At 65.5% G+C, this 17,691-nt stretch carries 14 protein-coding genes; 5 read left to right on the top strand and 9 right to left on the bottom strand.

What is annotated here, in order from left to right; all coding sequences use genetic code 11:
- Window positions 1-30: 30 nt before the first annotated feature.
- From V474_RS04085 to V474_RS04075, 3 genes are all read right to left on the bottom strand, one after another.
- Window positions 31-642 carry a 50S ribosomal protein L25/general stress protein Ctc gene (locus V474_RS04085; RefSeq protein WP_059150231.1) on the bottom strand — a complete coding sequence of 204 codons (612 nt, stop codon included), beginning with the start codon at window positions 640-642 and terminating at the stop codon, window positions 31-33.
- Between the two features lie 274 nt (window positions 643-916).
- Window positions 917-1,765 carry a TraB/GumN family protein gene (locus V474_RS04080; protein ID WP_059150230.1) on the bottom strand — a complete coding sequence of 283 codons (849 nt, stop codon included), beginning with the start codon at window positions 1,763-1,765 and terminating at the stop codon, window positions 917-919.
- 5 nt (window positions 1,766-1,770) lie between these two features.
- Window positions 1,771-2,673, bottom strand: a complete 903-nt coding sequence (locus V474_RS04075; RefSeq protein ID WP_059150229.1) for a TraB/GumN family protein — start codon at window positions 2,671-2,673, stop codon at window positions 1,771-1,773.
- Window positions 2,674-2,870: 197 nt separating this feature from the next.
- Here V474_RS04075 and V474_RS04070 point away from each other — a divergent pair, with 197 nt between their 5' ends.
- The 3 genes from V474_RS04070 (at window position 2,871) to ppdK (ending at window position 8,813) form a co-directional block, all read left to right on the top strand.
- The gene (locus V474_RS04070) at window positions 2,871-3,773 is read left to right on the top strand and encodes a glycine--tRNA ligase subunit alpha (RefSeq protein WP_043973040.1); all 903 of its coding nucleotides are present in this window, start codon (window positions 2,871-2,873) and stop codon (window positions 3,771-3,773) included.
- Window positions 3,770-6,088 carry a glycine--tRNA ligase subunit beta gene (gene glyS, locus V474_RS04065; protein ID WP_059150228.1) on the top strand — a complete coding sequence of 773 codons (2,319 nt, stop codon included), beginning with the start codon at window positions 3,770-3,772 and terminating at the stop codon, window positions 6,086-6,088. Before V474_RS04070 ends, glyS begins: the two co-directional genes overlap by 4 nt.
- Before the next feature lie 61 nt (window positions 6,089-6,149).
- A complete protein-coding gene (ppdK, locus tag V474_RS04060; RefSeq protein WP_059150227.1) occupies window positions 6,150-8,813 on the top strand; it encodes a pyruvate, phosphate dikinase in 2,664 nt (887 codons plus the stop codon).
- Between the two features lie 148 nt (window positions 8,814-8,961).
- On the opposite strand, the gene V474_RS04055 is transcribed toward ppdK, so the two are convergent.
- Window positions 8,962-9,720 (bottom strand): methyltransferase domain-containing protein, encoded by a 759-nt coding sequence (locus tag V474_RS04055; RefSeq protein ID WP_059150226.1) that lies wholly within the window; start codon window positions 9,718-9,720, stop codon window positions 8,962-8,964.
- Between the two features lie 74 nt (window positions 9,721-9,794).
- On the opposite strand from V474_RS04055, the gene V474_RS04050 reads away from it, so the two are divergent.
- Both V474_RS04050 and hisI read left to right on the top strand, forming a co-directional pair.
- Window positions 9,795-10,535, top strand: coding sequence for a ComF family protein (locus V474_RS04050; protein WP_059150225.1), 741 nt, complete (start codon window positions 9,795-9,797; stop codon window positions 10,533-10,535).
- 339 nt (window positions 10,536-10,874) lie between these two features.
- A complete protein-coding gene (gene hisI / locus V474_RS04045; protein WP_059150224.1) occupies window positions 10,875-11,252 on the top strand; it encodes a phosphoribosyl-AMP cyclohydrolase in 378 nt (125 codons plus the stop codon).
- 48 nt (window positions 11,253-11,300) lie between these two features.
- Here hisI and cysK read toward each other — a convergent pair whose 3' ends face one another.
- The 5 genes from cysK to tyrS all read right to left on the bottom strand — a co-directional run bounded on the left by cysK (window position 11,301) and on the right by tyrS (window position 17,566).
- Window positions 11,301-12,218 (bottom strand): cysteine synthase A, encoded by a 918-nt coding sequence (gene cysK, locus V474_RS04040; protein ID WP_059150223.1) that lies wholly within the window; start codon window positions 12,216-12,218, stop codon window positions 11,301-11,303.
- A complete protein-coding gene (locus V474_RS04035; protein WP_059150222.1) occupies window positions 12,215-13,525 on the bottom strand; it encodes an MFS transporter in 1,311 nt (436 codons plus the stop codon). Before V474_RS04035 ends, cysK begins: the two co-directional genes overlap by 4 nt.
- Before the next feature lie 44 nt (window positions 13,526-13,569).
- Window positions 13,570-15,771 carry a TonB-dependent receptor gene (locus V474_RS04030; protein WP_059150221.1) on the bottom strand — a complete coding sequence of 734 codons (2,202 nt, stop codon included), beginning with the start codon at window positions 15,769-15,771 and terminating at the stop codon, window positions 13,570-13,572.
- Between the two features lie 119 nt (window positions 15,772-15,890).
- Window positions 15,891-16,229, bottom strand: a complete 339-nt coding sequence (locus tag V474_RS04025) for a PilZ domain-containing protein (protein ID WP_059150220.1) — start codon at window positions 16,227-16,229, stop codon at window positions 15,891-15,893.
- Between the two features lie 107 nt (window positions 16,230-16,336).
- Window positions 16,337-17,566 (bottom strand): tyrosine--tRNA ligase, encoded by a 1,230-nt coding sequence (gene tyrS, locus V474_RS04020; RefSeq protein ID WP_059150219.1) that lies wholly within the window; start codon window positions 17,564-17,566, stop codon window positions 16,337-16,339.
- Window positions 17,567-17,691 lie beyond the last annotated feature (125 nt).

The following is a 17,691-nucleotide window of genomic DNA, read 5'->3' as shown; positions in this document are numbered from 1 at the left end:
CGGGAAGGGCCGTTTCGAGTCCGGCGAAGCTTATTCGGCTTCGGCTTCGGCCTCTTCGCCTTCGGCGCTGCGCAGGGCAGACGGCGTAGCGATGGTGGCGATGGTGAAATCGCGGTCGGTGATCGCGCTCTCGACGCCCTTGGGCAGCGTCACGTGCGTGAAGTGGATCGATTCGCCCAGGTCGAAGCCGGTGAGGTCGATGGTGATCTCATGCGGGATCTTCTCGGCGTCGCAGACCAGTTCCAGCTCGTGACGAACGACGTTGAGCACGCCGCCACGCTTCAGGCCCGGCGAGGCTTCTTCGTTCTCGAACACCACCGGCACGTTGACGTGCACGGTTGCGCCCTTGGCGACGCGCAGGAAGTCGACGTGGAGCGGACGGCTCGACACCGGGTGGAAGGCAACGTCCTTGGGCTGCGTGCGATACTTCTTGCCGCCGACTTCAACCTCGATGATCGAGTTGAAGAAGTGGCCGGTCATCAGCTGACGGGTCAGTTCCTTCTCTTCGAGGTGGATCGACAGGGGTTCTTCCTTGCCGCCGTAGACAACTGCGGGGACGCGGCCATTACGACGCAGATCACGGGAGGCTCCCTTGCCATTCCGTTCACGCGTCTCGGCCGGCAGGTTAAGCGTATCGCTCATGGGACGTGCCTTTCAAAACTGGATAAATTTCGGTACGAGACCGCTCATCGGCCCTGCACCGCCCGTCACGCCTCCAGGGATGACCACGACGGGAAGGCGCGGCCCTTATCCGCATGAGGGGCAAAAGGCAAGCCGGGATCGGCGGCGGGGTGCTGTGCCAGGCTCGGCCTGACCCTTCGACAAGCTCAGGGTGAGCGGAAGTCGCTCTATGCCATCAAATCGCTCAGGGTAACCCTTCGGCAGGCTCAGGGTGAGCCTGTCGAAGCCCCCGCGCCTACTCCACCCGCGTAACAGTAAAGCCCTGCGCCGTCAGCATTGCCGGAAGCCCCTGCGGCCCCGCCATATGCGCGGCGCCCACCGCGACGAACGGTTTCTCACCCGCCCCCACCGCCTCGCCGATACGTGCGCTCCAGCGGCGGTTACGGCCGGTGAACAGCACTTCGCGAAGCTGCGGATCGGCGAGCAGGCCCGAGCGGGTTTCCGCCTCGATCGCCTTCATGTCTCCGGTGCGCCAGCTTTTCGCCAGATCGCGGTCGGGTATCGCCGCCTCGGTGACGACGGCGGCGAGCAGGCCGCGCTGTTCGCGCTCAGGCAGCGCATCGAACAGGCCGAGCTGGGCGGCGGCGCCTTCCAGCTCCACCACCGGCAGCCGGCCCGCCTGCGCGATCAGCGCACGGTCGACGCCGTTGCGCGCATCGTCGTCCTCGGCCCCGGCGCGGGCGAGGGTGAGGGCGGCGGCCCAGGTGTCCATCGCGGCGAAATCGTCATCGCCGTGGCCGCTTTTCTTCAATAGCGCCGCAAGGGCAGGGCGCTCCTTCGCGGGCACGCGGCTCGACAGCGGCGGCTCGCCTTCGCTGCGGGCGAGCCGGGCGAACGTGGCGGCGACTTCCGATTCGTCGGCAAGGTTGCCCACCTCCACCATGATCGCGCCCGATTGCTTAAGGGCCGCATCCACCCCCGCCGTGCGCCATTTCAGCGGCCGGTCGGAGGAGTGGATCGTCCCGAACAGCCACCCCGCATGGCCCTGTGCATCCGTGATGCGCCACAGCGCCGGATGCGCCGCCCTCGGCTCGGGCGAGCACGCCAGCAAGGCCAGCGGCAGCAGGAAGGCAAGCGCCCGCATCGAAGTTACTGCACCCGCGTGGAGGTGACACCGGCGGCGGCAAGCTGGTCCTGCACGCTGCCCGGCCCGGCCAGATGCCCCGCGCCCACCGCCACGAAGACGGTGCCCGGCTTGTCCAACCGCGCTTTCAGCCACTTGGCCCAGGCCACGTTGCGGTCGGTAATCAGCACCTTGCGCATTTGGGGATCGCTCTCGTCCTCGTTGAGAAGCTGGGCGAGGTGTTCGGCGTCGCCCGTTTTCCATGCCGCCACCATGTCGTCGATGTCGGCCTTCACGGTCGGCAGCGCTTCGATGACTTCACCAAGGTACGTGCGCTGCGTCTGTTCCGGCAGGTTGTCGAACAGGCCGATCTGGTACTCGGCGGTTTCGAAGGCGTAATTGGCCAGATGGCGCGTGCGTGCCTTTGCGGCGACCTGGGCGTCGATCCCGCTTTCGGTGCTGTAGCCAGCGGTCTTGAGCGGCAGCAGCGTCAGCATAAGCGCCGCGAACCAGGTATCGTTGCCGTCGAACGCCGCCGCAGGGATGCCCAGCGAGGCCATCGCCGCTTCATAAGCCGCGCGTTCCTTGGCTGGCAGCGCCGCGCGCAGGGCCTTGCCGTCCTCGCGCAGGCTCATCTTCATGACCACGCCTTGCGACTGCTCGGCCTCGTCGATGGGGATCTCCGTCACCAGTTGCTGCGCGCTGTCGAGCGCCTTGGCGACCGGGCCGGCGTACCAGTTCACCTGCTCTGGCAGGACGTGGATCGTGCCGAACAGCCAGATCGTGGTATCCTCATCCGACACCTTCCACAGCGCGGGGCGCACAGCTGGAGCGGCAGCGGCAGCCTGCTCCCTGGCAAAGGCGGTGGCGGACGGAAGTGCGAAGAAGGCCAGTGCCGGGGCGGCAAGCCAGAAGCGTAAGCGGGACATGGCGCGCCCTATGCACGATAGCGGCCCCTCCATCCAGCAGCGTCATCCGGATGACTTGCCGTCACGTAATTGACACGCTCGGCTGCATTTGCCGTGCAACTTGGCGCCATTTTGGGCTTTGCGCGGTTGATTTGGCAGGCCTGATCCGCCAAAGGCCCCGCAACAATACGACAAGCCCATAAATCGACGGAAACTGCATGACCGCCGCTAAAGAGCCGCTCAGCTTCCAGGACATGATCCTGACGCTCCACAATTTCTGGAGCGCACAGGGCTGTCTCATCCTGCAGCCCTACGACATGCGCATGGGCGCGGGCACGTTCCACCCCGCCACCACGCTGCGCGCGCTCGGCCCGGAGCCGTGGAAGGCCGCCTATGTGCAGCCCTCGCGCCGCCCGACCGACGGCCGTTATGGTGAGAACCCGAACCGTCTTCAGCACTATTACCAGTATCAGGTGATCCTGAAGCCGAACCCCGAGAACCTGCAGGAACTCTACCTCCAGAGCCTCGCCGCGATCGGCGTCGATCCGCTGGCGCATGACATCCGCTTCGTCGAGGACGACTGGGAAAGCCCCACGCTGGGCGCCTGGGGGCTGGGCTGGGAAGTGTGGTGCGACGGCATGGAGGTGACGCAGTTCACCTATTTCCAGCAGATGGGCGGCTTCGATTGCAAGCCCGTCGCCGGGGAATTGACCTACGGCCTCGAACGGCTGGCGATGTATATCCAGAACGTGGACTCGGTCTACGACCTCAGGTTCAACAACGAAGGCGTCAGCTACGGCGATGTCTTTCTCGCCAATGAACAGCAGCAGTCGAAGTACAACTTCGAGATCGCCGACACCGATGCCCTGTTCGCCGGCTTCAAGGCCGCCGAGGCTGAGTGCATGCGCTGCATCGAGGCGGAAATTCCCCTCGCCGCCTACGACCAGGCGATCGAGGCTTCGCATCTGTTCAACCTGCTTCAGGCGCGCGGCGTGATCTCGGTGCAGGAACGCGCCAGCTACATGGCCCGCGTGCGCGATCTCGCCAAGGGATCGTGCCAGTCGTGGATCGACACCAACAAGGATCGCTGGGAAGCCAAGTTCCCGGGGTGGACCATATGACCGACTTCCTTCTCGAACTGCGCTGCGAAGAAATCCCCGCCCGGATGCAGGCGGGTGCGCGCGCTGACCTTGAAAAGCTGTTCCGCAAGGAAATGGGCGCCGCCGGCGTCAAGCTGGGCCAGATCACCGTGTGGTCCACCCCGCGCCGCCTCGCGCTGATCGCGAACACGCTGCCGGACGTGACCGAGGCCGTGAGCGAAGAAACCAAAGGCCCCGCCACCAGCGCGCCCGATCAGGCCCTGGAAGGCTTCCTGCGCAAGACCGGCCTGACCAGGGACCAGCTTCAGGTCCGCGATCTCAAGGGCAAGGACACGTATTTTGCCGTGATCGAAAAGCCCGGCCGCGCCGTCAAGGACGTGTTGGCCGAGGCGGTCCCCGCCATCATCCGCGCCTTCCCCTGGCCCAAATCGCAGCGCTGGGGCAAAGCCTCGATCAGCACCGAATCGCTGCGCTGGGTACGCCCGCTGTCCGGCATCGTCGCGATCCTGGGCGAAGACCTTGTCGAGTGCGAGATCGGCGGCATTGTCTCCGGCTGCGCCACCAAGGGCCACCGTTTCCATGCGCCCGGCGATATCACCATCGGCGGCGCGCATGATTATGCGCGCAAGCTGTCCGTCTGCCACGTCATCGTCGACCATGTCGAACGCCAGGACCTGATCCGCGACGAAGCGCGCAATGCCGCCGCCGCCGCCGGCCTCACGCTGGTCGAGGACGAGGGGCTGGTGATCGAGAACGCCGGTCTCACCGAATGGCCGGTGCCGCTGCTGGGCCGCTTCGACGAGGCGTTTCTGGACGTGCCGCCCGAGGTCATCCAGCTCACCGCGCGCGTGAACCAGAAGTATTTCGTGTGCGAGGACGGCGCCAAGGAAACCGGGAGCGGCAAGCTCGCCAACGCCTTCGTCTGCACCGCCAACATCGACGCGGTCGACGGCGGCGAGGGGATCGTCGCCGGCAACCGCAAGGTCCTCGCCGCGCGCCTCTCCGACGCCCGCTTCTTCTGGGAGCAGGACAAGAAGACCGCGCTTTCGGACCACGCCAGGAAGCTGGCCCGCATCACCTTCCACGAAAAGCTGGGCACCGTCGCCGACAAGGTCGAGCGCGTGGCCAAGCTGGCCGAATGGCTCGCGAGCGAAGGCATCGTCCCGAACTGCGATCCCGCCCTGGCGCGCCAGGCAGCTGAACTGTGCAAGGCGGACCTCGTCACCGAGATGGTCGGCGAATTCCCCGAATTGCAAGGCCTGATGGGCGGCTACTACGCCCGCGCCGAGGGCCTGCCGGACGCCGTCGCCGACGCCATCCGCGACCACTACAAGCCGGTCGGGCAGGGCGATGATGTGCCGACTGCTCCTGTGACGGTGGCGGTTTCGCTGGCGGACAAGCTGGATACGTTGGCGGCGTTTTTCGCCTACGACCTACGCCCGACTGGGTCGAAAGACCCCTTTGCACTTAGACGCGCCGCTATCGCCGTTATTGGCTTGCTTATTGAAAACGGTGTGCGGTTAAAATTAGGTAATCCGCTATTTAAACATGCTGGCGCGATGCTGCTGCTTACCGAAGTTTCGGTTGCTCGTCAGTCGCTAGATGTATTCGTGCAATTGGATAAGATTGTAGGTCGTGATGCGGCTTCAAATGCGGTTGTTGAAGCTCTGATTCATTCTGAGACCACACCCGCGCAGGAAGGTGACAAAGTCGTCAAAATGGCGGGAGAAGGTACTCGGGTACTGCTCGACTTCTTCGCCGACCGCCTCAAGGTTCAGCAGAAGGAAGCCGGCGTTCGCCACGACCTGATCGACGCAGTGTTCGCGCTTGGCGGTGAGGACGATCTGGTCCGCCTGCTCGCCCGCGTCCATGCGCTTCAGGCGTTCGTCGGCAGCGAGGACGGCACCAACCTCCTCGCCGGCTACAAGCGCGCGGCCAACATCCTGCGCAAGGAGGACTGGAAGGCCGACCGGATTGAGGCGGCCGCCCATCCTCTGACCGGCGACGAGGACCCGCTCGAAAACGTCGACGATCCCGATATGAAGGAAGTCTACGCCGCCCGCTCCGCGCTCGGCTATGAGCCTGAGCCGGCGGAGAAAAATCTCATCGACGCGCTCGATGCTGCGGAACCGCAGTCCACTGCTGCAGTTGCTGACGAAGACTTCGCGGGTGCAATGAGTGCTCTGGCATCCTTGCGCGCGCCGATCGACGGGTTTTTCGATCAGGTGACAGTAAACGATACTGACGCCAACAAACGATATTCACGGCTTGCACTGCTTGATCGTTTTCGTGCTGCAGTGCACAACGTGGCAGATTTCTCGCGGATCGAGGGGTAGGAGGATTCCCCCTCGGTTCGTTTAACTTGCGCTAATCCGGTACAGGAAAGTTAGGGGATAGATGGTTCAGCAGGTCTACACGTTCGGCGGCGGCGTAAAGCATGAAGACCCCCGCTCGCGCGACAAGGTCATCACGGGCGGCAAGGGCGCCAACCTTGCGGAAATGGCCGGCATCGGCCTGCCGGTGCCCCCGGGCTTCACCATCACCACCGAGGAATGCGTCAAGTACCTCGCGGAAGGTGCCAACTTCTCGGACGAACTGCGCGCCGACGTGGCGCAGGCGCTGACCCACATCGAAAAGACCGTCGGCAAGAACTTCGGCGATGCCGCAGACCCGCTGCTGGTCTCGGTCCGCTCGGGCGCGCGCGTCTCGATGCCGGGCATGATGGACACCGTCCTGAACCTGGGCCTCAACGACGAGACTGTCGAAGGCCTGGTCAAGACTTCGGGCGATGACCGCTTCGCCTGGGATTCCTACCGCCGCTTCATCCAGATGTATTCCGACGTCGTTCTGGGCGTGGAACATCATCTGTTCGAGGAAGCGCTCGAAATCGCCAAGGAAGACAACGGCTACGACAACGACGTCGAACTGACGGCGGCCGACTGGCAGAAGATCGTCAAGCAGTACAAGGCCATCGTCGAAGGCGCACTGGGCCGCTCGTTCCCGCAGGACGTGCAGGAACAGCTCTGGGGCGCCATCGAAGCCGTGTTCGACAGCTGGGATTCCGACCGCGCCAAGGTCTATCGCCGCCTCAACGACATTCCCGCCGGCTGGGGCACCGCCGTCAACGTGCAGGCCATGGTGTTCGGCAACATGGGCGATACCTCGGCCACTGGTGTCGCCTTCACCCGCGATCCCGCCACCGGCGAGAAGGCCTATTACGGCGAATGGCTGGTCAATGCCCAGGGTGAGGACGTCGTCGCCGGCATCCGCACGCCGCAGTATCTGACCAAGGCCGCGCGCGAACGCGCCGGCGCCAAGCCGCTGTCGATGGAAGAAGCAATGCCCGCCGCTTACGGCGAGCTGGCCGCGGTGTTCGAGCTGCTGGAAAAGCACTACCGCGACATGCAGGACATCGAGTTCACGGTTGAGCGAAACAAGCTGTGGATGCTGCAGACCCGTTCGGGCAAGCGCACCGCCAAGGCCGCGCTCAAGATGGCGGTCGACATGGTGGAAGAGGGCCTCATCGACGAGGCCACCGCCATCCGCCGCATCGATCCCATGGCGCTCGACCAGCTGCTGCACCCCACGCTCGATCCCAAGGCCAAGCGCGACGTGCTGGGCAAGGGCCTGCCCGCCTCGCCGGGCGCCGCTTCCGGCGCGATCGTGCTCGACGCCGACACCGCTGAAAAGCGCGCGGAACGCGGCGACGCCGTGGTTCTGGTGCGCGTCGAAACCTCGCCCGAGGACATCCACGGCATGCATGCGGCCAAGGGCATTCTGACCGCGCGCGGCGGCATGACCAGCCACGCCGCCGTCGTGGCGCGCGGCATGGGCCGCCCCTGCGTCTCGGGCGCATCGGGCCTGTCGATCGACATGAAGACGCGCACCCTGCGCATCGGCAACCGCGAACTGAAGGAGGGCGACATCATCACCCTCGACGGTTCGACCGGCGAAATCATGGCGGGCGAAGTGGCGACCATAGAGCCTGAGCTGGCCGGTGATTTCGGCACGCTCATGGTATGGGCCGACAAGCACCGCCGCATGAAGGTGCGCACCAACGCCGAGACCCCGGCCGATTGCAGGATGGCCCGCCAGTTCGGCGCCGAAGGCATCGGCCTGTGCCGCACCGAGCATATGTTCTTCGATGCCGGCCGCATCTCGGCCGTGCGCCAGATGATCCTGGCCGAAGACGAGGCCGGCCGCCGCGCCGCCCTTGCCAAGCTGCTGCCGGAACAGCGCGCGGACTTCCAGGCGATCTTCGAGGTGATGGCGGGCCTGCCCGTCACCATCCGCCTGCTCGACCCGCCGCTGCATGAATTCCTGCCGCACAGCGATGCCGAGTTCGCCGATCTTTCGGACACGATCGGCATCGGCGTGGACACGCTCAAGCGCCGTGCCGACGAACTGCACGAGTTCAACCCGATGCTCGGCCACCGTGGCTGCCGTCTGGGCATCACCTTCCCCGAAATCTACGAAATGCAGGCCCGAGCCATCTTCGAGGCGGCCTGCGACGTGGCCAAGGCTTCGGGTGAGGCGATCGTGCCGGAAGTGATGATCCCGCTCGTCGCCACCAGGCGCGAGCTGGAAATCCTCAAGAAGGTGGTCGACGAAGCCGCGGCCAAGGTCTTCGCCGACAAGGGCATGACGCTGGACTATCTGGTCGGCACCATGATCGAGCTGCCGCGCGCGGCGCTGATGGCGGGCGAGATTGCGGAAGAAGCTAAGTTCTTCTCGTTCGGCACCAACGACCTGACGCAGACCACGCTGGGCGTCAGCCGCGACGATGCGGCGCGCTTCCTCAGCCCCTATGTCGAGAAGGGCATCTACCCGCGCGATCCGTTCGTCACGCTGGACATCGAGGGTGTGGGGCAGCTGGTGCAGCTGGCGGCGGAACGTGGCCGCGCTACCTATGCCGATATCAAGCTGGGCATCTGCGGCGAACATGGCGGCGATCCGGCATCCATCGCGTTCTGCGAGAAGGTCGGCCTCGATTACGTCAGCGCCTCGCCTTACCGCGTGCCGATCGCCCGCCTTGCGGCGGCGCAGGCTGCGCTGGGCTGAAACTGAACGAAGCCCCCTCTTTGGCGGAGGGGGCTTCGACCTCTGGACCCTTCGACAAGCTCAGGGTGAGCGGATCGACAATTTAGTCATCCCCGCGAAGGCGGGGATGACGGAGTGTTTGTTTAAGGCGCCTGCGCATCGAAAGGCCTCAGCGTTTCCAGCCGGATAGCGTCAATATCTCGAACCGCTCTACCGTGCGGCCGCCTTCACCGGCGGCCGCAAATGTTTCGCGGGCCTGCGCCAGCGCCGCCTTGCCAAGCGCGGGACCGGGGTCGGCGAGCACATTGGTCAGCGCCTGTCCGCGAAGATCGCCGACAAGCCGCTCCATGCTGCGGAAACCGACATCCACATGGCGGTGGTCGATCACCGGGTCTGCGAACAGCGTGCGCTGGAGCAGTTGCCCGCCCGAGCGGACGTCGACGGTTGGGTGGACGCGCGGCGCCGGGCGGTCGCCGTCCGCCGCCAGCATGACCTCGCGCATGATGGGCAGGCTGCCTGAGGACAGGAAGCTGGCGATCATCATCCCGCCGGTCTTCAGCGCCTTGCGGATGTGGACCAGCGCGCCGGGCAGATCGTTGACGGTGTCGAGGGTGCCAAGGCTGGCGATCAGGTCGAAGCCTTCGAAGGGATAGGGCTGTTCTTCCTCGAAGCCCGTGGCCGGCTCGGCTTCGGTGACAGCCACGCCGGCTGCCGTCAGTGTGCGGGCGAGGGCGCCGGTATAGTCGCCGATGACCAGCGCGGTGGCCGGCTCGAAGCGCAGGAACGAGAGGCGTTCGAGAACGTCTTCGATCATGTCGTCGATCAGATAGCGCGCCGCGTCGGGCTGCTGTTGCAGCGCCAGCATGCGCCGGCGGGCGGCGATGCGGCGGCGGGCGGAGAAGATGCGGGGGGGGACCTTGCTTTCCATGCCTGCTCCCCTGCCGCGTCGATGAAATCCTTGCAACCGCTTGTGGCGTTTGCGCGGCCGGATACGGTCCATCCATGACTTTGGCTCAGGCGCTTTTGCCGCTCGTTGACCTTATATTCCCGCCGCGCTGCCCGCTGTGCGGGGCGGGGATCGGTGCGCAGACGGGGCTGTGCATGACATGCTGGGCAACGCTGGCGATACCCGGTGATCCGGCCTGCGGGTCCTGCAACCGCCCATTCGGCGATGCGATGCCCGCTGGCGGAACCTGCGCGCCTTGTCTGGCCGATCCGCCGCGCCACGCCGGGATCGCTGCGGGGACACTTTATAACGATACGTCGCGCAAGCTGGTGCTGGCCTTCAAGCACGGAAGCCGGCTGGCGCTGGCGCCGATGATGGCGGGGCTGATCGTGCCCAAGCTGTCCTTCGTCGATGCCGAGTGGCTGGTCGTGCCGGTGCCGCTGCACCGCTGGCGCCTGTGGAAGCGCGGTTACAACCAGGCGGCGGAACTGGCGCGGCAGATCACCCGGCGCACAGGCGCCCGCCTTGGCGTTGACGTGCTGGAGCGGCGCAAGGCAACGCCGTCGCTGGGCGGTCTTGGCAAGCTGGCGCGCAAGCGTGTGCTGTCAGGGGTAATCACTGTACGCCCCGGTCGGACCGACGCGCTGAAAGGCAGGAAGGTGGTGCTAGTCGACGATGTGCTGACCAGCGGAGCGACCAGCAATGCCTGCGTCTCTGCGCTGCGGCGCGCCGGGGCAGAGCGTGTGGTGGTCGCCTGCTTTGCACGCGTACTGGACGAAGCGCTGGATACCACGTGAGCCTGAATACGAAAACGCCCGGGATCTGAGATCCCGGGCGTCCTCGTGACGAAACTCTTGGATCATGCTGCGTTGTGCCCCTGGCCGCATGCATGATCCGATCCCTCATTGATCGCATTCCCTGAACCGTGGCGCCTTTGTAATCAGGGTCGTGTCTTTTCAGACACTTGCCTGACAGCGACCTCTAGGTCAGTAGCAGCCCCCCAGCTGCAGTTACAAAATTCATCGAATCGCATTTTTTTGAAAGAGGATTCGGCGGGTAACGTGGATTTTGGTCGTCTGCTGTGGTTATCGTGCAACAATACTTCCACACAATGCCGAAATAGGGAAACCTTCAAGATGTCAGACGTGACCGCAGCAGAGCGCGAACTGGGAACCGCGTTCCTTCCGCGCTTCGATGCGCAGGGCCTGCTGATTGCAATTGCAGTCGATTCGTCGACCCGCGAAATCCTCATGGTCGCCTACATGGACGCCGAGGCGCTGGAAAAGACGCGGGAAACCGGGCTGGCGCATTTCCATTCGCGTTCACGCGGGAAGCTGTGGCTCAAGGGTGAGACTTCGGGGCATTTCCTGCGGGTCGAGGAAATCCGCGTGGACTGCGATCAGGATGCGCTCGAACTGCGGGTCCGGCCTGAAGGCCCGGCCTGCCACACGGGCGCGCGCAGCTGTTTCTACCGCAAGATCGACGGCGAAGGCCTCGCGCGGATCGAAGGCTGACGGTCTGCCCCTGTCCCGGACCTGATCCGGGACAGGGGCTGCTTGCCGTTATTCCGGCAGGAAATCCGGCACCGATAGGTAACGCTCACCGGTATCGTAGTTGAAGCCCAGGACGCGGCTGCCTGCGGGCAGGTCCTTCAGCTTCTGGGCGATGGCGGCCAGCGTCGCGCCGGAACTGATGCCGACCAGCATGCCCTCGATAGTCGCGCAGCGGCGCGCCCAGTCCTTGGCGTCGGCCGGGTCGACCTGGATGGCGCCGTCGATCGCCTGGGTATGCAGGTTGCCGGGGATGAAGCCGGCGCCGATGCCCTGAATCGGGTGCGGGCCGGGCTGGCCGCCCGAGATGACCGGCGACAGGGTCGGCTCCACCGCATAGGCTTTCATGGCGGGCCAAACGGCCTTCAGCGCCTCGGCGCAGCCGGTCAGGTGCCCACCGGTGCCAACGCCGGTGATCAGCGCGTCGACCGGAGTTTCGGCGAAGTCCGCCAGGATTTCCTGCGCGGTCGTCGCTACGTGGACAGAGATGTTCGCGGGGTTGTCGAACTGCTGCGGCATCCACGATCCGGGGGTGGCCTCGATCAGTTCCTTGGCCCGCTCGATCGCGCCCTTCATGCCCTTTTCGCGGGGCGTCAGGTCGAACTGCGCGCCGTAGGCCAGCATCAGGCGGCGGCGCTCGATCGACATCGATTCGGGCATGACCAGGATCAGCTTGTAGCCCTTCACCGCCGCCGCCATAGCGAGGCCGATGCCGGTGTTGCCCGAGGTCGGCTCGATGATCGTGCCGCCGGGCGAAAGGCTGCCGTCGGCTTCCGCCGCCTCGATCATGGCGAGGCCGATGCGGTCCTTGATCGAGCCGCCGGGGTTGGCGCGCTCTGCCTTTACCCAGACTTCGTGGTCCGGAAACAGGCGCGAGAGGCGGATGTGCGGAGTGTTGCCGATCGTGGCGAGAATGCTGTCAGCCTTCATGGCTTTTGCTCCCAACGGGTTTCGAAGGTTCGTGCGCGGCGGATCTCCGGGAAGAGCCAGGCCCACGCCAGGGTGATGACTATGGCAGCGCTGCCGCCGAAAACAACCGCTCCGGTCGCGCCGAGCAGCGCCGCGGCGAAGCCCGACTGGAACTCGCCCAGTTCGTTGGAGGCCGAGACAGCCAGGCCGGAAATGGCGGATACGCGGCCGCGCACGTCGTCGGGCGTACGTAGCTGGACCAGCGAACTGCGGATGAACACCGAGATCATGTCCGCCGCGCCCAGCAGCGCGAGGCAGCCCAGCGACAGCAGGAAATGGGTGGATAGCCCGAAGGCCACCGTCATCAGCCCATAGCCCGCGACCGAAACCAGCATCTTGACGCCGACATTGGCGCGCAAGGGGCGGAACGAAAGCCACAGGGCGACCACCGCCGCGCCTGCCGCGGTCGCCGCGCGCATCTGGCCCAGGCCTTCGGGGCCGACGTGCAGGATGTCGCGCGCAAAGACCGGCATCAGCGCGGTCGCCCCGCCCAGCAGCACGGCGAAAAGGTCGAGCGAGAGGCAGCCCAGTAGAAACCGCTCGCGCAGGATGAACTGGAAGCCTTCGACGATCTGGCGCACCGGGTGCGCCTTGCGCGCATCGGGGCGCGGCGGCGGCAGGTTGCGGATCGACTGGATGGCGATCGACGCGCCCAGGGTGAACACCGCCGATGCCCAATAAGGCAGCGCATGGTTTGCCGCGAACAGGAAGCCGTAAGCAGCCGGGCCGATGATCGTGCCGGCCTGCATGGCGATGGAGTTGAAGCCGATCGCGCGCGGGATCAGCCTGGGCGGCACGATGTTGGGCGCGATCGCCGCCATCGAAGGGCTGATGAAGACGCGCACGGTGCCGTGCAGCACCGCGAACATATAAAGTACCGGCAGGCTGCGCATTTCCATTGCCGTGGTCACGCCGAGGCCCAGCGCCACGCACATGTCGAGCAGCGAGGCGATGCCGGCCACCTTGCGGCGGTCGAACCGGTCAGCGATGACGCCCGCCACCGGGGTCAGCAGGAACACCGGCACGAACTGCGCAAAGCCCAGCAAGCCGAGCTGGAACGCGGCCTGCGACATCGACATGGCATAGTCGCTGCGCGCGACGTCATAGACCTGATAGCCGATGATGACGACGGTGCCGGTGGTCGCCAGAACGGCGAAGAACCGGGCCAGCCAGAACCGGCGATAGTCGGCGATGGCAAGGGGTGAAGTGGGCTGAGTGTCAGGTTCAGCTACGGGCGGGGAAGGGGGGAGACTCACGCCATGCTGCATGGCAGCGCGGTGTCTCGTTGCCAAGACACCGCGCGCTTTTTGCATCAGTAGGTGAACTTTGCAGTGATCCGCACGTCGCGGCCCGAGATTGGCACGAAGTCGTTGGTGAACGAGGCGGACCGGCGACCGATCACGTCGAACAGATTGTCCGCCGAAAGCATCAGCGTCACCGGGCCGTTCTCCCCCAGCGGGTGCCAGTCGGCGCTGATGTTCACGAGGGTGAAGGCGGCGGTGGGGTTCTCATAATCGCTGACGCGGTTCTGTTTCGCGTTCCACTCCACTTCGCCGCGCAGGCGCACTTCGCCCAGCGTCACGGCGCTGCCGCCGCGAATGCGCAAGGGGGGGATCCGCGGGACGGCGCCGTAGCCCTTGATCCGGGCGTGGGTATAGTCCGCCGCGCCGTCGAAACGCAGTTCGCCGCCCGACCATGCCGCCGCCTGGACGCTGCCGGCCGCCTCGAAGCCCTTGAAGCGCGCTTCGACGCCCGTGTACTGATAGACGGGCTGGCCTTCCTGCTCGGCGCCGGTCGCAAGCGGGGCGATGTAGTTGTCGAAGTCCGTCAGGTAGCCGGTCAGCGAGAAGTCGAATTTGGGCGTGTTGTAGCGCAGGTACGCCTCGAAGCCGTTGCTGCGTTCGATCCCCAGCGTGCGGTCGCCCAGTTCGTAGGACTGGGTGGCGATGTGGATGCCGTCGCTCAGCAGTTCCTCGGGCGAGGGCGCGCGTTCGCCGTGGACGAAGTTCGCGCCGAGGCCCAGGCCCGTGCCCGACTTCCAGCTTGCCCCCGCCGCGCCTGACCACAAGTCGAACGACTTGCGGAAGGCCGCGCCTTGCGACTGGATGCGCGAGCTGTCGTAGCGGCCCGATCCGTCAAGCGAGAAACCGCCGCCCACTTCGTAGGACTGCAGGGTGAACGCGCCGATGCGTTCAACCTCGTAGTCGGGGATCAGGGCTTCGGCGCCGTTCACCGCCAGGCTGCGCCACAAGTACTGCACGCCGCTGCGACCGCGCCAGCCGCCGTGGTTCGCCTGGACAAGATCGGCGCGGGTCTCGATGCCTTCGCCCTTGAAGACTGTGCCGACCTCGTCGCCCTCGAACTCGGTATGCTTGTAGTCGGCAAAGGCGCCGCGGATCTGGACGCTTTCGAGGAAGCCGCTCAGTTTCAGTTCGCCGCGCAGGTCGAAGCGGTTCTGGAGCAGGTCGATGGTGACGGGGCCTTCGCCGTGGACGTGCCCTTCCTCCTCATGGCCGTGGTCGTCGTGGCCCTCCTCCTCGTGGCCATGGCCGGTTGCCGGGCGATCAGGCACGCCGTAGCGGCTGTCATAGCGCTGATAGGAAATGCCCAGGCTGCCGCCCGCGTCAATGAAGGCCAGGCCCGCGCCGATGGTGGAGGACCTGGCGGCGGAGTTCGGCACCCGGTTCCTGCGGCCGGCCTCTGCGGTGAGTTCGGCGGCTTCTGCGGCCTCGCCGTCTTCGGCAAGGTGCTCGGCGGCGTGGAGCATGTCGTGGCGAAGGGCTTTGGAGTAGACATTGCCGCCTATGCGCAGATCGCCGGCCTTGCGCCAGGAGGCGTCGATGTGGGCGACGAACCGCTCACCTAGCGGGGCGTCGATGGCGCCGCTCACCGCGCGCTCGCTGGCGGCGGTGGCGTAGCTGCCGATGCCGGTGACGGTGATCCGGTCCGGCACCTGGCGGGGAATGCGCTTGTCGATGGCGTTGACCGCGCCGCCGATGGCATTGCCGCCGAACAACAGCACCGAGGGACCGTGGAATACGTCGATATGATCGACCGTCAGCGCATCGAAGACCACGGCATGGTCGACCGAGACATTGGAGGCGTCGAGAGAGCCGATGCCGTCTGTCAGCACGCTGACGCGGTCGCCGCTGAAGCCGCGCAGCACCGGGCGCGATGCACCGGGGGAGAAGCTGGTGGAAGAAACGCCCGGAAGGGACTTCAGGATTTCGCCGATCTGACCGCGCGTCTCGGCGACGAGGGCGTCACCGGCAAGGCTGGCGGTGGCGGCGAGCAGGCCGTAATCGGTCGGCGGGTGGCCGACGACAACGATGTCTTTACCCGCTTCGTCGCCCTCGGGATGCGCGGGATCATGGGCGCGCGGGGCGGGGCGTGGCAGCGAGGCGTCGGGCCGGGCATCCTGCGCCTGAGCGGTTGCCGGCAGAGCCAGCGCGATGCAGGTGGAAAGGAAGCCGGCGCAAGCGAGCAGGGCGATTCGAGAGGTCTGCGTGTCCATCCGCTCCCGCTACTTGTGATGTTATACTATCACAAGACGTCGATGGTGCGAGCAATGATACGTTGTCATTCAGCAATTTATCGACAGGATAGTGGCGAGCCAAAGCCCGCCACATGGCATCAGCGACGGGGGCGAAGACGCGGGTTGGGCTGGATCGTGTCGACCAGCTTGAGGAAGTCGTCGATGCGGATGATCCGCTCGAACTGAAACCCGGAACGGCCTTCGTGCGCCCAGATCATGTGCGCCTCGATGCGGCCGATCACCGGCAGGCGCATGACCAGTCGTTCGCCGCGTTCTATCTGGATTTCGCCCTGGGCCATGAAGCCCTGAGCGGAGATGTTGACGATGTGCAACGGCAGATCGCCGAGCTGGCGATGCTCGGCGATCACGGTGTAGTCGACCGGGTGACGCGCGGCGCGTCTTTTGTCGGTTACAGTGAGCTGCGCTCCTGAGCTCATGAGTTGTTTGCCTTTGTTCTGTGCCGTGACGGAGACGTTACGCGCAAATGGCAAACAATCGGTAAATTCCGCCGGCTCCTCCAGAGCGGTGACCGGCGGTGGATGGATTAGATCCCTTTGATAATGCCGTGCTTTTTCTTGCCCAGGCTGAGCTTGCGGCTTTCTCCGGCAGGAACTGCGATAAGCAGTGCGACATCTTCGACGAGTTGATCGTCAAGGCGGACGGCGTTTTCGGCGATCTTGCGCTTGGCCTCGCCATTGGATGCCACGAAGCCCAGCGCGGTGCAGGCAGCGCCCGCGCGGATGCCTTCAGGCCCGACTTCGATCGTCGGCAGGTCTTCGCCAAGGCCGCCGCCGGCGAAGGTCGTCTGCGCGGTGGCTTCGGCGGCCTTCGAGGCATCCTCGCCGCGGCACAGCTTGGTGGCTTCATTGGCGAGGACGATCTTCGCCGCGTTGATCTCGCTGCCCTGAAGCGCTTCAAGGCGCTCGATCTCGTCCAGCGGCAGGTCGGTGAACAGGCGCAGGCGCTTGCCCACGTCGCGGTCGTCGGTGTTGCGCCAGAACTGCCAGTAATCGAAGTGCGAAAGCTGGTCCTCGTTCAGCCAGACCGCGCCGCCGACCGTCTTGCCCATCTTCGAGCCATCGGCGTTGGTGAGCAGCGGCGTGGTCAGGCCGAAGACCTGCGTACCATCGACCCGGCGCGACAGTTCGATGCCGTTGACGATGTTGCCCCACTGGTCGGAGCCGCCCATCTGAAGGCGGCAGCCGGCCCGGCGCGACAGTTCAAGGAAGTCGTAGGCCTGCAGGATCATGTAGTTGAATTCGAGGAAGCTGAGCGACTGCTCGCGGTCGAGGCGGGTCTTCACCGAATCGAAGCTGAGCATCCGGTTGATCGAGAAGTGCTGGCCGATGTCGCGCAGGAACGGGATGTATTCCAGCTTGTCGAGCCAGTCGGCGTTGTCGACCATGATCGCGTCGGTCGGGCCGTCGCCGAAGGTCAGGAAACGCTCGAAGACGCGGCGGATCGAGGCGACGTTCTGCGCGATGGTGTCCTCGGTCAGCAGCTTGCGCGCTTCGTCCTTGAAGCTGGGGTCGCCGATCTTGCCGGTGCCGCCGCCCATCACCACGATCGGCTTGTGGCCGGCGCGCTGGAGCTGGCGCAGCATCATGATCGAAACCAGGTGCCCGACGTGCAGCGAAGGCGCGGTCGGGTCGAAGCCGATATACCCCGGCACAACCTGCTTGGCCGCAAGCGTGTCGAGGCCTTCGGCATCGGTCAGCTGGTGGATGTAGCCGCGCTCGTCGAGGAGGCGGAGCAGGGAGGAGGTGTGGGTCATCGTCGTGCTTCTTGTGTTGTAAGGAGCGGCGCGCGTAGCATGCGATCCGCCGGATGACGATAGCTGCGGCGCGCGGAAACGTCCTCTCGGCGAATTGCGCATTGCCAGCTTGCGCCGCGGCCACC

The organism is Novosphingobium barchaimii LL02, assembly GCF_001046635.1.
GTDB classification, from domain to species: Bacteria; Pseudomonadota; Alphaproteobacteria; order Sphingomonadales; family Sphingomonadaceae; genus Novosphingobium; species Novosphingobium barchaimii.
The sequence above is the reverse complement of the archived record's forward strand: the minus strand, read 5'-3'. Positions and strand labels throughout refer to the sequence as shown.

What these genes read in the sequence shown, in the direction of transcription:
- V474_RS04085 (WP_059150231.1), bottom strand. Translation starts at nt 642, where the DNA reads ATGAGCGATACGCTTAACCTGCCGGCCGAGACGCGTGAACGGAATGGC.
- V474_RS04080 (WP_059150230.1), bottom strand. Translation starts at nt 1,765, where the DNA reads ATGCGGGCGCTTGCCTTCCTGCTGCCGCTGGCCTTGCTGGCGTGCTCG.
- V474_RS04075 (WP_059150229.1), bottom strand. Translation starts at nt 2,673, where the DNA reads ATGTCCCGCTTACGCTTCTGGCTTGCCGCCCCGGCACTGGCCTTCTTC.
- V474_RS04070 (WP_043973040.1), top strand. Translation starts at nt 2,871, where the DNA reads ATGACCGCCGCTAAAGAGCCGCTCAGCTTCCAGGACATGATCCTGACG.
- glyS (WP_059150228.1), top strand. Translation starts at nt 3,770, where the DNA reads ATGACCGACTTCCTTCTCGAACTGCGCTGCGAAGAAATCCCCGCCCGG.
- ppdK (WP_059150227.1), top strand. Translation starts at nt 6,150, where the DNA reads ATGGTTCAGCAGGTCTACACGTTCGGCGGCGGCGTAAAGCATGAAGAC.
- V474_RS04055 (WP_059150226.1), bottom strand. Translation starts at nt 9,720, where the DNA reads ATGGAAAGCAAGGTCCCCCCCCGCATCTTCTCCGCCCGCCGCCGCATC.
- V474_RS04050 (WP_059150225.1), top strand. Translation starts at nt 9,795, where the DNA reads ATGACTTTGGCTCAGGCGCTTTTGCCGCTCGTTGACCTTATATTCCCG.
- hisI (WP_059150224.1), top strand. Translation starts at nt 10,875, where the DNA reads ATGTCAGACGTGACCGCAGCAGAGCGCGAACTGGGAACCGCGTTCCTT.
- cysK (WP_059150223.1), bottom strand. Translation starts at nt 12,218, where the DNA reads ATGAAGGCTGACAGCATTCTCGCCACGATCGGCAACACTCCGCACATC.
- V474_RS04035 (WP_059150222.1), bottom strand. Translation starts at nt 13,525, where the DNA reads ATGCAGCATGGCGTGAGTCTCCCCCCTTCCCCGCCCGTAGCTGAACCT.
- V474_RS04030 (WP_059150221.1), bottom strand. Translation starts at nt 15,771, where the DNA reads ATGGACACGCAGACCTCTCGAATCGCCCTGCTCGCTTGCGCCGGCTTC.
- V474_RS04025 (WP_059150220.1), bottom strand. Translation starts at nt 16,229, where the DNA reads ATGAGCTCAGGAGCGCAGCTCACTGTAACCGACAAAAGACGCGCCGCG.
- tyrS (WP_059150219.1), bottom strand. Translation starts at nt 17,566, where the DNA reads ATGACCCACACCTCCTCCCTGCTCCGCCTCCTCGACGAGCGCGGCTAC.